Raw genomic sequence first — 15,511 nt, forward strand, 5'->3', positions numbered from 1 at the left:
AACAGGAAATATTCTAGTAATTATTATAGTTGCTTTACAACTTCAATTAGTTTTTCTTTGGTAACAGGTTTAATAATATAATCTGAAACCTCACTGATGTTTTTTGCCCTAATTATATCTGCAGGAGTGATAGAAGAGGAAACGATATAAATGATGATTTTTTTAGTCAATTTTGGTTGCAAAAAAATATATTCTTCTAAAAACTGCCAGCCATCCATGATGGGCATCGAAAGATCTAAAAGTATCACTTCCGGTAACGATTGAGGTTCTCCAGAATTTTCTTTTAAAAAATTAATAGCATCCAATCCGTTATCAAAAATCTTTATCAAATCGATAAGTTTGGTCTGTTCAATTGCCTTTGCAGTTAAATAAACAAAAATTTGATCATCATCCACCAATACTAATTTCTTTTGTGTCATTTTTTTGATTTTTAAATTCGATGTAAAAGGTGCTTCCTCGATTTATTTTGCTTTTAATATAGATGGTATCCCCCATTGATTCAATCTGGTTTTTTATCATAAACAAACCAAAACCTCTTGCTTGAGGATGTTTGTGAAATACTTTCCTTATTTTGAACATACGATCATGATGCATATTCAAATCAATACCTAAGCCATTATCTTTTACAACCAAAAGCACTTTCCCATGCCTTACCACAGTCCTCAGGTTGAGTTCAAGATTACGGTTGGGAGATCTATATTTAAATGCGTTGCTAATCAAATTAGACAAGATACTGTCAATATATTTTCGGGGATAAGTGATCTCTGGGAAGGATTCAAAATTTATTTTTACATTAGCTTTACTGACTTCTTTTTCAGGTTCAAATTCCTTAAGAATTTTGTTTGTCCTTTCCTCTAGGTTAATTTGATCCATTTTTATTTCTTTATCTAAACGAAATTGAAGTGTTTCTATTAGACAATCAAATGTCTCATTAAGCCCTTCGATAACAGGCTTTAACCTAGAAGACAACTCCTTTAATTCCTCAAGATTATTGCTTTCTCCTATAAAATCTGTCAGCATACCAAGATTTACTAGAGGAGCTCTTAAATTATGTGATACAATATTACAGAAATCGGATAATTGAGTGTTTTGATATTGTAGTAAACTGGCCTGTTCTTGTAATTTTTGAATGTCATCATTAATGATAATTTTCAGGTCGGTGATGTTTTTACTGATAACACCAATGCCATATTTCATTTTAAAAATTTTTACTCTGTAATATTGACTACCAATATCCAAATCAGGATGCGTTTTCACCTCATCAATTATAGCAGTTTTACCAGTTTCTAGGACTTGCTTGTATATATCAAAACGCCCACTGGTTATAGTATCAGGAGCCATTTTAGATATATTTTGACCCATGAGCTGTTCTTTTTCTACTTGTAGAATATCGAGTAGAGCCTTGTTAGCATCCACAAAGTTAAGGTTGGTATCCCAAATAGAAAACAACGTTTCGGCTTCATCAAAAAAATGTGACCTTATTTCCTTAAAGTAGTTTTCCATATGTTTGGGGATTAATTAAGTAAGGAACAGTTGATGCAAATTAAAATATTTTCAATATCGTAATCTTATCTCTTAACAAAAATAGTGATAAATGTTTTAAATAAAAATTAGAATATAATTTTAACATCCGTCTGATTGTTAGTCACAAAAAAATATCTATTATTCAACAAACCAATTATTGAAATAACCATGAAACACTACAATGCCTTTGTTGGGTATTGACTACTAATTTTAGTGGTTTTTTACTATTTAATTAAAAGCGGTTTCTAAACCACACCTTCATCCATTCTCTTTTCAAAATCAAAAAAGAAACTTGTTCCGATAATTCCATAAGGTCTGAACCGTCTAGTTTTTTCACTTGATCTTCGGGAACATCCACAATATAGAGCAGACTTAAATATTCGGCAAATTTGTACTGAATGAGTCGGTAGATTTTTTCGTGCAACTGCACTTTCAATTCATCAGGAGTAGTACTGGGATGAAAATCGACTGGTTCGTTGGCAAAATTGAAATCTTTATTCAATTGCAGAATTAAGTTTTGATACAAGTTTTCGGCTGTTGCGTTGTGCAACAATTCGTCGGTAGATGTGGGTGCGGGAAAATTCATTTACTCTTTATTTGATTTCCAATAACTTACAATTTTTGCCAAAATAACATCCCCACCTGCATAGAAAAACACGGCTCCCATGGGCGGATTGGCAGTTGGGATAGCATTAAATGTCTTTGGAACCCATGTCCAACATTTACAATACGTTCCAACCAACTCTATAAAGATAACACAAAGTGCAATAGTGTAATAGACATTTTGCCACTTTTTTCTTTTCATCAAACCGAAAAACAGTAAACCAAAAAGAAGTGAAAACATATCGTTTAGAAAAATACCAACCGATAGAAAAAGTAATGTAAATGCTATTGAGAAAATTTTTCTAACTAGTATTTCGTTAGTCTTAACCAATTTCGAGGTTGCTAAAACAAATCCCGATGCATATACAATAGCGTGACCAAACGGCACATAAAGTGGAATGTCTGCTGTGCGATAGGCATACAACCCCAATATTTTACAAAATAGTAATTCGCCGATATACGACAAAAATACCATGCAAAACATCAATTTTCTGAGATTGGCTTGCGCTGAAATGAAGAAGAACACAAAATAGGTAATGGCTAAAACGTTGGTCAGCATTCTTCCATCAAAGTGGTTTTGACAAAAAGAAACCGAATCAATCCACAACGCTACAATGGTGAAAAAAGGAAAACAAAACGTGAAAAAGAAAGCGCCTCGTTCGTGATTATTGGTATTGTTGAAAATCGATAAAGTCAAAAACCACTTCACAATTTATACTTTGCGATCCATTAAATTTTCGCCGAAAACTTTTAAAAGTGCTTTTTTACCAGCATCAATATTCATTTGTTCTAGAGTTTCAAAAGCTTTGAATGTATATTCTTTTATAGCTAGTTGAGTGGCTTGAGAAGCTCCAGTTTGATTGAAAATTTCTTTTACCGAATTAATTTTATCAGTATTATCATCGGGTTGAATTGAAAATAAATGCAACAATTGTTCTTTTTCAACTGATTTCGCAAATTCAATAGCTTTCAAATACAAATAGGTTTTTTTGTTTTCGATAATGTCGCCGCCAACTTGCTTTCCGAAGGTTTCTGGATTTCCGAAAGCGTCTAAATAATCGTCTTGTAATTGGAAAGCAATCCCCAAATTCAATCCGAAATCATAAATTAAATTGGCGTTTTCTTCCGAAGTTTCGGCAACAATAGCGCCCATTTTCATAGCAGCACCTACTAAAACAGCCGTTTTGTATTCAATCATTTTTAAATATTCTGGAATCGTAACGTCGTCTCTGGTTTCAAAATCGACGTCGTATTGTTGGCCTTCGCAAACTTCCAAAGCTGTTTTACTGAATAATTTGGCTAATGCTCTGAAGATTTTTGGCTCGTATTCTTCAAAATGTTGGTACGCCAAAATCAGCATAGCATCTCCCGAAAGAATTCCAGTATTAATGTTCCATTTTTCATGAACGGTTTCGTTACCGCGACGCAAAGGCGCATCGTCCATAATATCATCATGCACTAATGAGAAATTATGAAAAACCTCAATAGCAGTAGCAGCCGCCAATGCTTTTTTACAATCCACATCAAAAACTTCAGCAGCCATTAATGTTAAAATTGGACGCATTCTTTTTCCGCCTAAATGCAAAATATACTCTATGGGTTCATAAAGATTTTTGGGTTCTTTATTGAGATGTAATGCTGTGAAATAATCAGAAATAAGTTGTTGATACTGTGAGATTGCTTGCATAATGAGTGACTTGTTTCGTTTACAAGAAGTGCAAAACTACATATTATTTGATTACAAATACACAACTACTTTACAGTTTCATGGGTTGCTTGAAATGTTAAAATTATCAAAATACTAAGGAAACTATTTTAGTATTAAAAGTTTCCTGTATATCTTTGCCATCAAAATAGTATAAAATTCTTTCTCAAAATGAATACAACTAACTGGTCTATCAATTCGCAACAATCCGATTTTTTAATTAGAGCTCGACATTCTATAATTGCTTATTTGGCAAGTTCTATCAATAAATTTAATGGCTCAATAGAAGTACTAAACGATGAGCTTGTAGATGCTTCGATAGAGTTTGTAGTAGACGTTCATAAAAAAGAAGGTAAATTAGAACACATTGATAGTCATCTAAAATTGAATGATTTATTTGATGCAGAACAACATCCAACGGTGAGCTTTAAGTCTACTTCATTTGAAAAAATTAATGCCGATATCAATTTTATAAAAGGCGATTTAACGGTAAACAACATTACTAAAACTGTTGAATTAGATGCAAAAATTGTAGACTTTGAAACTCGAAATGGTTTTTCAAAAGTTATTTTTGAAATTATTGGACAAATCAATCGTCGTGATTTTAAATTGTTTTCTAATACTAATGTTGAAAATTCGGGTTTACTAATTGGCTCTAATATCAACCTAATGGCCAACATAGAATTTACTTCAAAAAATTAAACCATGAAAAAAGTAGTTATAATTGGCGGTGGGTTTGCAGGATTGAACGTCGCAAAAAATCTTTCAAATGTTGATGGTTTCGAGATAGTATTGGTAGATAAAATCAATTACAACTTTTTCCCACCCTTGTTATATCAAGTTGCCACAGGCTTTTTGGAAACTTCTTCCATTAGTTATCCTTTTAGAAAAATGTTTTCTGGTTCAAAAAACATCCGATTCTGGCTGGGTGAATTGGTAGAAATTAACGCCAATGAAAACAAAATTATCCTTTCAAACGGTGAACTCAACTATGATTATTTAGTCATTGCAACCGGAACCATGACCAATTATTTTGGGATGGAAAATGTGAAAAAGAACGCCATTCCGATGAAAACTCTGGAAGATGCTTTGAACATGCGAAACATTTTATTGCAACGCATAGAAGCCGCAGCGATTTCAAATAACCGAGAAGAAAAAGAAGAATTATTACGCATTGTAGTGGCTGGTGGTGGACCGACTGGTGTTGAAATATCGGGAATGTTTGCCGAAATGAGTAAAACCATAATAAAGAATGAATATCCCGAATTATCGGAATTTATTAATGGTAAAATCTACTTAGTTGATGGCGGAGAAGCACTTTTATCACCCATGAGTATTGCCTCGCAAGAAGATACTTTAAAGGCCATTACAGAAATTGGTGTCGTCGTAAATTTAAACACACATGTGTCTGATTTTGACGGATCAACCATATATTTTAAAGAAGGAAACAGCATCAAATCTAAAAATTTAATTTGGGCCGCAGGAGTAACCGCCATGCGATTCTCGGGTTTACCTAACGAATGTTATGGTCGTGGAAATAGATTGATCGTTGATGAATTTAACAAAGTTACAACAACCGAAAACATATTTGCCATTGGCGATACATGTTACATGGACAGTGATGCTAATTTTCCAAATGGGCATCCGCAAGTGGCACAAGTTGCGATGCAACAAGGCAGCAATCTTGCCAAAAATTTGATTTACCAAAAAATTGGAAAATCAGAACATCCATTTCGATATAAAGACAAAGGCTCGATGGCCATTATTGGTCGAAGTAAGGCCGTGGTTGACATTCCAAAACCAAAACTACATTTTAAAGGAACGTTCGCTTGGTTGGCTTGGTTGTTTGTGCATTTAATGTCGCTATCGATGCCAAGAAATAAAGTTAACACACTCTATCATTGGGGAATAGCTTATTTCACAAAAAACTCTTCCTTACGAATGATTATCAAACCTGAGAAGAAAAGTTAATGTTAAATTTATGTAAAATATAAGGAAACTATTTTTGTTTCCAAAGTTTCCTGATTACATTTGCACTCGAAATTTAGAATAAAATGAAAGAAAAAATCATCAAAAAAGCTACAGAAATGTTCTTGAAACTGGGTTTCAAAAGCGTGACTATGGATGATATTGCCTGTGAGATGTGTATTTCTAAAAAAACGATTTATAAATATTTTCACAACAAAGAAGTCTTAATTGAAGAAGGCACAGAAATAATTCATCAAAAAATACACACGATTATCGATGAAATTATAGCCAAAGAATATAATGCCATTGAAGAAAATTTTGAAATCAGAAGAATGTTTAAAGAAATGTTTCAAACAATTGACAACTCTCCTGTTTATCAACTCAAAAAGCATTATCCAGAAATCCATTCCAAAATGATTGCTAACGAGCTTGAAGATTGCAATACTATGTTCAAGCAAAACATCATTAAAGGTATGGAAGAAGATTTGTATCGAAAAGATTTGGATGTTGAAGTTTATGCTAAATTTTATTATTTGCTGATTTTCTCGATAAAAGAAAGTACTGCTTCTGAAAAAGAATCGGTCAAATTAGAAAATTTTGCTCTAGAATACCACACCAGAGCTATGGCAACTCCAAAAGGAATTATAGAACTCGAAAAACAATTATCTAACCTAAATACATAATCATCAATCCATGAAAAACAAATTAGTATTAATCATCTTTTTATTAGCGAGCTTTATTCAGGCTCAAGATAAAAAACAAAGCTATTCGTTTAGTTTAGAACAAGCCATAAGTCATGCCTTGACGAACAACAGAACGGCTATAAATGCTGGGCGCGATATCGAAATGGCCAAAAAGAAAAAATGGGAAACTACCGCTATGGGTTTGCCACAAATTAATGGCGCTATCAGCTATCAGAATAATTTCAAACTACAAACCTCATTAATTCCTGCTCAGATTTTTGGTGGTCCTGCTGGGGAATTTGCAGAAGTTACTTTCGGAACCAAACACAACGGTAGCGGAAGTCTTTCGTTAACCCAATTGATTTTTGATGGTTCCTATTTAGTGGCGTTACAAGCATCGAAAACCTATCTTCAGTTTTATGAAAATTACAAAGTAAAAACCGATACCGAAGTTAGAGAAATGATCATCAACTCGTATGGTAATGTGTTACTTGCTGATGAAAGCGCTCAAATTCTTCAAAAAAATAAAGCTATTTTGGAAAAAACGCTTTTTGACACCGATCAAACCTATAAAAATGGTCTTATTGAAGAAGAGAACGTAGAACAACTAAAAATCACCTTGTCGTCAGTAAATAGTAATTTAAACTACGTAACCCGATTGAAAGACATTAGTCTAAAAATGTTAAAGGTAAACTTGGGAATTGACATCGATTCGGATTTGGCTTTAACCGATAAATTGGATGTTTTGGCACAAAGTAATCTCGATTTAGCTTTAAAAAGCAACGAATTTAATGCTTCTAGTAACATCAATTTTATCATTTCACAAAACTTTGTTGACCAACGCAGTTTGGAATTGAAACTTCAAAAAAGTAAAGTATTACCAACCTTAGCTGCTGGTGTAAACTTTGGTTACAACTCCTTTGGAAATACGTTTACGTTTTTTAATTCAAGCCAACGTTATTTTAATTATTCCAATCTTGGTGTGAGTTTGAACGTACCAATTTTCAGCAGTTTTGCCAGAAGCGCTAGAACACAACAAGCTAAAATTGCTTTGGAAAAAGCCAAAACCGATTTGACCGAAACCGAACAAAAACTGAAATTAGCCTATCAAAATGCCAAAAGCGATTATGAATACAGTGTAGAACAATACAACAGTTCTAAAGAAAATTTAAAATTGGCCGAACGCATCGAGAAAAAACAAGAAATCAAATTTAAAGAAGGACTTTCAAGCAGCTTTGATTTTACCGAAGCACAACGTCAATTGTACACTTCGCAACAAAACTATTTGCAAACCATGGTGGATGTAATCAATAAAAAAGCCGCCTTAGAAAAAGTAATCGGAACTAAATAATAAACTCACAAACCCAAAAATAAAATGAGAAAAATACTCTTAATAACCGTTTTATCCTTGTCGCTATTTTCTTGTTCAAAGAAAGAAAATTCGGCTTCCATTGACGATTTAATCAAATCAAAAAACACGAAAGAACTTCAAGCTAAAAAAGCCTTAATCCAAGCCGATTTAGCCAAAATTGACGCTGCTTTAACCACCTTAGAAGTTAAAAAAGACGAAGAAGCGTTGGTTTCTGTTTTGACTCTAAAAGATACTTTATTCAATCATTATCTAGACATTCAAGGTAATGTTAACACTAAAGAAAATATTTTAGTGCAACCGGAAATTCCAGGAACATTGGTAACGTTGAACGTAAAAGCGGGCCAACATGTCACTAAAGGACAAATTCTGGGTCGTGTTGACGATGGTGGCTCTAGTCAACAAGTAGCGAGTTTGGAAACACAATATCAATTGGCAAAAACAACATTTGAAAGACAAAAAAATCTTTGGAATCAAAAAATTGGATCTGAAATTCAATACTTGCAAGCACAAACACAAATGATTAGTTTGTCAAAATCAGTGGCTCAAGCTAAAGCTCAATTGTCTAAAACCTTAATTAGAGCGCCATTTTCTGGAACCATTGACGAAGTTTTTGTAGAAAGAGGTCAAGTAGTTGCTGCCAGTCCACAAGGATTAATGCGAATTGTAAATTTAGGAAATATGTATGTATCTACTACTGTTCCTGAAACATACATTGGGAAATTAAAAGTAGGTACACAAGTGGATGTGGTCATCTCATCATTAGGAAAAACCTACAAAGGTAAAGTGCGTCAAGTAGGCACTTTCATCAACCCAAGTAACCGTAGCTTCGGAATTGAAGTTGCTGTTCCAAATCCAGAAAATTTATTGCGTCCAAATCAAGTTGCCAAACTTAAAATCATCGATTACGTTAGTAAAAATGCTATTGTAGTTCCTACCAATGTGGTTCAAGAAGATGGCGAGCACAACAAATTTGTATTTGTAGCCTCTGAAATTAATGGTAAGAAAGCCGTTGCCAAAAAAGTATTGGTGAAAATAGGAAAATCTTCTGATAATGTTACTGAAATTTTAAGCGGTTTATCCTCAAATGATGTTATTGTTACTGAAGGTGTAAACACGATTTCTGAAGGAATGAAATTGAATTTCTAAAAGTAAATAGTAGATTTTAAATATCAAATTTAATATCTAAAATCTAAAATCTAAAATTTATATGAGTCACACAAACAAAGAATTTAGTATTTCAAGTTGGGCTGTAGACAATCGCGTTACAGTATATATCTTGACACTTTTGATTGTAATATTAGGAGTAACCGCCTACATTACAATGCCACGCGAAGATTTCCCAGAAATTATTGAAAATAAAGTATACATCTCTTCCGTTTTTCCAGGAAACTCGGCTGAAGATGTTGAAAAGTTAGTCATTAAACCACTCGAAAAGGAATTTAAAAACATCAGTGGTGTTGGTAAAATAACGTCTAGTTCGTTTCAAGATTACGGAATGATTATCGTTGAATTTGACGATAAAGTAAAAATTGAAGAGGCTAAAACCAAAATCAAGGATAAAGTTGATTTGGCAAAAGCCGATACCGATTGGCCCAATTTGGACAACGGAAGTAAAGTGGAACCGAGTGTTTTTGAATTAAACATTTCGGAGGAAGTGCCGATTTTAAACGTCAACTTACAAGGAAATTATACTACACAACAACTTAAAAAATATGGTGAATTACTTCAAGACGATATTGAAGAAATACCTCAAGTTAAAAAAGTAGATATTCTTGGTGTAGACGACAAAGAGGTTGAAATTGCTGTTGACATATACAAAATGACCGCAGCTCAAGTAAGCTTTGACGACATTCAAAATGCGGTTAAATATGAAAACATGACGCTTTCTGGCGGAAATTTAATTTCTCAAGGTTCAAGAAACAACATCCGAATTGTAGGGGAAATAAAAGATCCAAAGGAGTTAGAAAACATTATTGTAAAATCTTTTGGCGGAACAGTGTACCTTAAAGACATTGCCACAGTAAGTTTTAAAGAAAAAGAAAAAACGACCTATGCTCGTGAAAAAGGTACTGAAGTTGTGATGCTTAACGTGAAAAAACGTTCGGGTGAAAACATGATTTCGGCGATTGAACAAGTGAAAGAAAAGATTGAAAAAGCGCAAAAATCCTATTTGCCGTCCAATTTATCATTGAAGCTTACCAACGACCAATCCTCAAGAGTAGAACACGAAGTAGATGAACTTTCGAACCATATTATTTTTGGTATTGTACTGGTAATGATTGTGTTGATGTTCACCATGGGATTACGAAATTCGTTATTCGTTGGAGCTGCTATTCCGCTTTCGATGTTAATGGCGTTTAGCATTCTATCCGCATTTGGTTTAACCTTAAATACCATGGTGCTTTTTGGTCTTGTAATGGGATTAGGAATGTTGGTTGATGATGGAATTGTAGTGGTTGACAACGTATTTGCCAATATGAAAAAAGGAATGGACCGCGTTTCTGCTTCTAAAATTGGTATTGGTGAAATTGCTTGGCCTGTAATTTCTTCTACCGCTACGACTTTAATGGCATTTTTACCCTTTGCCTTATGGCCAGGAACTATGGGTAAATTCATGAAATATTTCCCGATTACTTTAACCATAACTTTATCGGCGTCATTATTTGTAGCGATGGTGGTTAATGCGGCAATGACTGGTGGTTCGATGGATATAGAAGATAAAAATGTTTCTAAAAAATCGGCTAAATTATATTCCATTATTTTCACGATTATTGGAGTAGTATTTGTTTTAATTGGAAACATTTATGATTCTAAATTTGCAAGAGCCATCGGGCATTTAGCAATCATTTCATTAGGATTAATGTGGTTGTATAAAATCAAATTATACCAATGGACTCAAGATTTCCAACACAGCTTCTTCCCGAGAATGGAAGAGAAATACAAATTATTTTTAGCCAAAATTTTAACCGGTAGAAGAGCTTGGTATGCTTTGATTGGAATCATCGGGATGATGTTCTTCTCTTTTGTTTTGTTGGGAATTTTCCCAAGACAAGTATTGTTTTTCCCAGAAAACATACCAAAACAAATCATTACATACATCGAATATCCGCAAGGAACTGACATTGAAAAAACTAACAAAGCCACAAAATTTGTTGAGAATCAAGTGATTTCTATCATGAAGAAATACATTGATCCAAAAACAAATGAAAACTTCTTAGCCGAATCCATTGTTTCACAAGTAGGAAAAGGTGCTGGAAATCCAAATGTTGATGCAGGTTCTGCTTCTGAAACGCCTTTTAAAGGAAAGGTAACGGTTAATTTTTCTGAATTCAAATTCAGACGTGGTGTTAACACTACAGATGTTTTAGAAGAAATTAGACGTAAAGTAAAAGGAATCGCTGGCGCTAAAGTTACGGTTGAAAAAGATGCCAATGGACCACCTGCTGGATATCCAATTAGTATTCAATTAACCGGAACGGATTATGATGTAATGCTGAAGGAAGCACACAAAATGATTGCTTTTATCGATTCTAAAAATATTGGTGGGATTGAGCGTTTGGATGTTGATGTAAACAAAGAAAGTCCTGAATTGGAAGTAAAAGTAGATCGCGTAAACGCAGGAAGTTTAGGGGTTTCTACAGGCCAACTTGGGTTTAATTTACGACGTTCTATTTATGGTCAAGAGATTTCTACCTACAAAGAAGGTGATGACGATTACAACATCACTATGCGTATGCAAGACGACCAACGCAAGAATGAAAACGTATTGTTCAACCAGTCATTAACTTTCAGAAATCAAAACAACGGACAAATTGTTCAAGTTCCAATTTCTGCGGTTTCAAAAACTGAAAAAACAACCACTTACAATCAGATTAAACGTAAAAATCAAAAAAGAATAATGACCATTTATTCTAATGTTTTAACTGGTTTTAATGGGGATGCAATTACAAAACAAATTGCTTCAGAGCTTAAAGGCTATAACTTAAATCCATCGGTAACTTATTCGTTCTCTGGAGTTCAAGAAGAACAAGGTAAAAACCAAAGTTTCTTGATGTTGGCGTTGTTTTTAGCTTTAGCAGGAATCACAATTATTATTGTATTACAATTTAACTCGGTTTCTAAAACAGTCGTTATTTTGTTTACTGTAATATTGAGTTTTAGTGGTGTTTTCTATGGTTATGTCATTGCCAATATGGATTTTGTAATCTTAATGACGATGATGGGAATCATATCGCTTTCTGGAATTGTGGTGAAAAACGGAATCGTATTGATGGACTTCTTTGTGCTTTTATTAGACAAAAAAGTGGCTGATAAACACTTAACAAGTCACGACGATTTATCTATAGAAGAAATAAAAGAAGTAATCATCGAATCAGGAAAATCAAGATTACGTCCCGTATTATTAACAGCATTGACAGCCGTTTTGGGATTAATTCCGTTAGCCATCGGATTGAACTTTGACTTTTTCTCTTTAATAACCGACTTGAATCCGCACTTATTTATGGGTGGAGATAACGTTATGTTTTGGGGACCATTAGCATGGACGATCATCTTCGGATTGACTTATGCAACGGTGTTAACATTAATCATGGTACCGGTAATGTTCTACTTGGTAAAACGTATAAAATACCGTTTACGTGACCGAAGACTTGCAAAAAAAATAACTCTTGAAAATTAGTTATAAATGTGGTTAAACAAAAAAGCTCCGAAATCATTCGGAGCTTTTTGCTTTTATATAAAAGAAGATTACTTTAAAAGTCCATCCAATTTTTCAACCAATTTAGGATCTGAAGGACGCGCTGCATCAGCATCAACCACTTTTCCGGTTGGATCTATAAGTATAAATCTCGGAATCGAATTAATTCCGAAAGCTTTTGTAAAATCAGAATTCCAATCTTTATCAGCAAACAATTGAATACCGCCTAATTCTTTATCTTTTACAAACGTTTTCCATTTCTCAAAATCTTTTTGAACATCAACAGAAATACTCACAAAAGCAATGTTTTTACCGTGGTATTTTTCTTCTACTTTTTTCAAATGAGGAATCTCACCACGACATGGTCCGCACCAAGTAGCCCAAACATCAATGTACACATATTTTCCTCTTAAATCTTCTAACTTGGTTTTTCCACCTGCATAATTTACATAATCAAAGGATGGTGCCGGAGCGTTATTTAATTTTTGTTGTTCTTGTTTTTGTTTGAAATACATTTTCATTTCAAACAATTCTTGTTGCGCTGCTTTCTTTTGAAGCGCAATAAAATTCACATCATAACCGCCTTTTTCTAGTTTGGCAATTGCTGCATTTTGTTTGTCATTGATTTTTTTGTTGAAATCATCCGGAGTTGAAGCCAACATCTCTTCATAGTTAAAAGCACTATCGTCGCGTATTTTCTGAGCTAAATAATTATTCTCTAACGATCCTTTTCCAGTATAAGAAACAGACTCATCGAAATTTTTAGAATCCATTTTCAACGTCAAATCATATCCGTTTTTTAGAAACAAATCGGTATATTCTTGTCCGTCATACAATTGATACATGCCTTCTTTAACATCAAAAGAAGTAGAAAAGTGTCCGTCGCCTTGCACCTTAATTTCTCTAACAATTACATTTTTGTTTTTAATAAAAATAATGTCGCCATTTCTATTAGCAATATCTGCCTGAAACTTTACAGTATTTTCTTGACCAAAGCTTATATTAGAAAATACAAGTGCCATTAATAAGATTCCGATTTTTTTCATATTCTATGTTTTTATTTTAAGTAAATCCAAATGTAGCTAAATTTATTTAGTAGTAAATAATCATTAAGAAAATATTTAGTGCTTATTTCGGTTGAAGTTTTTTACTTTTGCACCCGAGACCAAGGTCTATTTGTTATTTATAAAATTTTATTCCAAATGTATAGAAGTCATAATTGTGGTGAATTGAACGCCTCACACATAAACCAAGAAGTAACCTTAGCCGGTTGGGTGCAAAAATCAAGAGATAAAGGATTCATGAATTGGGTTGATTTGCGCGACCGTTACGGAATTACACAATTGTTGTTTGACGAAAGTCGTTCTGAAAAATCGGTTTTCGAATTGGCCAAAACGCTTGGAAGAGAATTTGTAGTGCAAGTAAAAGGAACTGTAATTGAGCGTGAAGCTAAAAATAAAAATATCGCAACAGGTGAAATCGAAATTCTTGTAAAAGAAATGACGATTTTGAACGCAGCACTAACGCCTCCATTTACCATTGAAGACGAAACCGACGGTGGCGAAGACATCAGAATGAAATACCGTTACTTGGATATTCGTAGAAATCCGGTAAAGAACAGCTTGTTGTTTCGTCATAAAGTAGCCCAAGCGGTTAGAAATTATCTTTCTAATTTGGATTTTTGTGAAGTGGAAACGCCTTATTTAATCAAATCAACTCCCGAAGGCGCAAGAGATTTCGTAGTTCCAAGTAGAATGAACGAAGGTCAGTTTTACGCCTTACCACAATCGCCACAAACCTTCAAACAATTGTTGATGGTAGGCGGAATGGATAAATATTTTCAAATTGTAAAATGTTTCCGCGACGAAGATTTACGTGCCGATAGACAGCCCGAGTTCACCCAAATCGATTGCGAAATGGCCTTTGTGGAACAAGAAGATATTTTAAATGTATTTGAAGGACTAACACGCCATTTGCTTAAAGAAATAAAAGGTATTGAAGTAGAAAAATTTCCAAGAATTACCTACGATTATGCCATGAAAACGTATGGTAACGACAAACCCGATATTCGTTTTGATATGAAATTTGGCGAGTTAAACGAAGTCGCACAACACAAAGATTTTCCTGTTTTCAACGCGGCTGAATTGGTAGTTGGAATTGCTGCTCCAAATTGTGCAACATATACTCGTAAAGAAATTGACGCCTTAATTGACTGGGTAAAACGTCCACAAGTGGGTGCTTCGGGAATGGTTTATGTAAAATGTGAAGCCGATGGAACGTATAAATCGTCTGTTGATAAATTCTACGATCAAGACGATTTGGCAAAATGGGCTGAAATTACAGGCGCTAAAGCTGGTGATATGATTTTTGTGCTTTCTGGTCCTGCCGATAAAACCAGAACCCAACTTTCTGCACTACGAATGGAATTAGCAACACGATTAGGTTTACGAAATCCAGCAGAATTTGCACCGTTATGGGTAGTCGATTTTCCATTATTAGAATTAGATGAAGAATCTGGAAGATGGCACGCGATGCACCATCCTTTTACGTCACCAAAACCTGAAGATATGGAGTTGTTGGCGACCAATCCAGGCAAAGTTCGTGCTAATGCCTACGATATGGTGTTGAACGGAAATGAAATTGGTGGTGGTTCGATTCGAATTCACGATAAAGCTACGCAACAATTAATGTTCAAATATTTAGGATTTACCGAAGAAGAAGCTCGCAATCAATTTGGATTCTTGATGGATGCCTTCCAATTTGGCGCACCACCACACGGTGGATTGGCTTTTGGATTGGATCGATTAGTGGCTATTTTAGGAGGACAAGAAACCATTCGTGATTTTATTGCCTTCCCAAAAAACAATTCGGGACGCGATGTTATGATTGATGCTCCATCAGTTATTGATGATGCTCAATTGAACGAATTACACATTAAAGTTGAACTAACGTAATTTATA

Annotated in this window: 13 protein-coding genes; 7 read left to right on the top strand and 6 right to left on the bottom strand. The window is 34.2% G+C overall.

Annotated elements, in window-relative coordinates:
• Positions 1–23 precede the first annotated feature (23 nt).
• The 5 genes from ACODSI_RS11780 to ACODSI_RS11800 all read right to left on the bottom strand — a co-directional run bounded on the left by ACODSI_RS11780 (position 24) and on the right by ACODSI_RS11800 (position 3,814).
• Positions 24–419 (bottom strand): response regulator, encoded by a 396-nt coding sequence (locus ACODSI_RS11780; RefSeq protein ID WP_488917051.1) that lies wholly within the window; start codon positions 417–419, stop codon positions 24–26.
• Positions 388–1,503, bottom strand: coding sequence for a PAS domain-containing sensor histidine kinase (locus tag ACODSI_RS11785; protein WP_488917052.1), 1,116 nt, complete (start codon positions 1,501–1,503; stop codon positions 388–390). The genes ACODSI_RS11780 and ACODSI_RS11785 overlap by 32 nt, the downstream gene beginning before the upstream one ends.
• A gap of 253 nt (positions 1,504–1,756) precedes the next feature.
• Positions 1,757–2,110 carry a hypothetical protein gene (locus ACODSI_RS11790; RefSeq protein WP_488917053.1) on the bottom strand — a complete coding sequence of 118 codons (354 nt, stop codon included), beginning with the start codon at positions 2,108–2,110 and terminating at the stop codon, positions 1,757–1,759.
• The gene (locus ACODSI_RS11795; protein ID WP_488917054.1) at positions 2,111–2,836 is read right to left on the bottom strand and encodes a hypothetical protein; all 726 of its coding nucleotides are present in this window, start codon (positions 2,834–2,836) and stop codon (positions 2,111–2,113) included.
• Positions 2,837–2,839: 3 nt separating this feature from the next.
• A complete protein-coding gene (locus ACODSI_RS11800; protein ID WP_488917055.1) occupies positions 2,840–3,814 on the bottom strand; it encodes a polyprenyl synthetase family protein in 975 nt (324 codons plus the stop codon).
• A 189-nt stretch (positions 3,815–4,003) separates the two neighbouring features.
• Between ACODSI_RS11800 and ACODSI_RS11805 the strand changes: the two genes are divergently transcribed.
• The 6 genes from ACODSI_RS11805 (at position 4,004) to ACODSI_RS11830 (ending at position 12,533) form a co-directional block, all read left to right on the top strand.
• On the top strand, positions 4,004–4,534 hold the full coding sequence (locus ACODSI_RS11805) for a YceI family protein (protein ID WP_488917056.1): 531 nt from the start codon (positions 4,004–4,006) through the stop codon (positions 4,532–4,534).
• 3 nt (positions 4,535–4,537) lie between these two features.
• Positions 4,538–5,803 (top strand): NAD(P)/FAD-dependent oxidoreductase, encoded by a 1,266-nt coding sequence (locus tag ACODSI_RS11810; protein ID WP_488917057.1) that lies wholly within the window; start codon positions 4,538–4,540, stop codon positions 5,801–5,803.
• Positions 5,804–5,886: 83 nt separating this feature from the next.
• Positions 5,887–6,483: a TetR/AcrR family transcriptional regulator gene (locus tag ACODSI_RS11815; RefSeq protein ID WP_488917058.1), complete on the top strand. Its 597-nt coding sequence runs from the start codon at positions 5,887–5,889 to the stop codon at positions 6,481–6,483.
• A 10-nt stretch (positions 6,484–6,493) separates the two neighbouring features.
• Positions 6,494–7,834 carry a TolC family protein gene (locus ACODSI_RS11820; protein ID WP_488917059.1) on the top strand — a complete coding sequence of 447 codons (1,341 nt, stop codon included), beginning with the start codon at positions 6,494–6,496 and terminating at the stop codon, positions 7,832–7,834.
• Between the two features lie 24 nt (positions 7,835–7,858).
• The gene (locus ACODSI_RS11825) at positions 7,859–9,001 is read left to right on the top strand and encodes an efflux RND transporter periplasmic adaptor subunit (protein ID WP_488917060.1); all 1,143 of its coding nucleotides are present in this window, start codon (positions 7,859–7,861) and stop codon (positions 8,999–9,001) included.
• Between the two features lie 61 nt (positions 9,002–9,062).
• Entirely contained in the window at positions 9,063–12,533 is a 3,471-nt protein-coding gene (locus ACODSI_RS11830) for an efflux RND transporter permease subunit (protein WP_488917061.1), read from the top strand.
• A 68-nt stretch (positions 12,534–12,601) separates the two neighbouring features.
• Here ACODSI_RS11830 and ACODSI_RS11835 read toward each other — a convergent pair whose 3' ends face one another.
• Positions 12,602–13,597, bottom strand: a complete 996-nt coding sequence (locus ACODSI_RS11835) for a TlpA family protein disulfide reductase (protein ID WP_488917062.1) — start codon at positions 13,595–13,597, stop codon at positions 12,602–12,604.
• Positions 13,598–13,753: 156 nt separating this feature from the next.
• Here ACODSI_RS11835 and aspS point away from each other — a divergent pair, with 156 nt between their 5' ends.
• On the top strand, positions 13,754–15,505 hold the full coding sequence (gene aspS / locus ACODSI_RS11840) for an aspartate--tRNA ligase (RefSeq protein ID WP_488917063.1): 1,752 nt from the start codon (positions 13,754–13,756) through the stop codon (positions 15,503–15,505).
• Positions 15,506–15,511: the final 6 nt, after the last annotated feature.

It is taken from the genome of Flavobacterium sp. FG139, assembly GCF_057809695.1.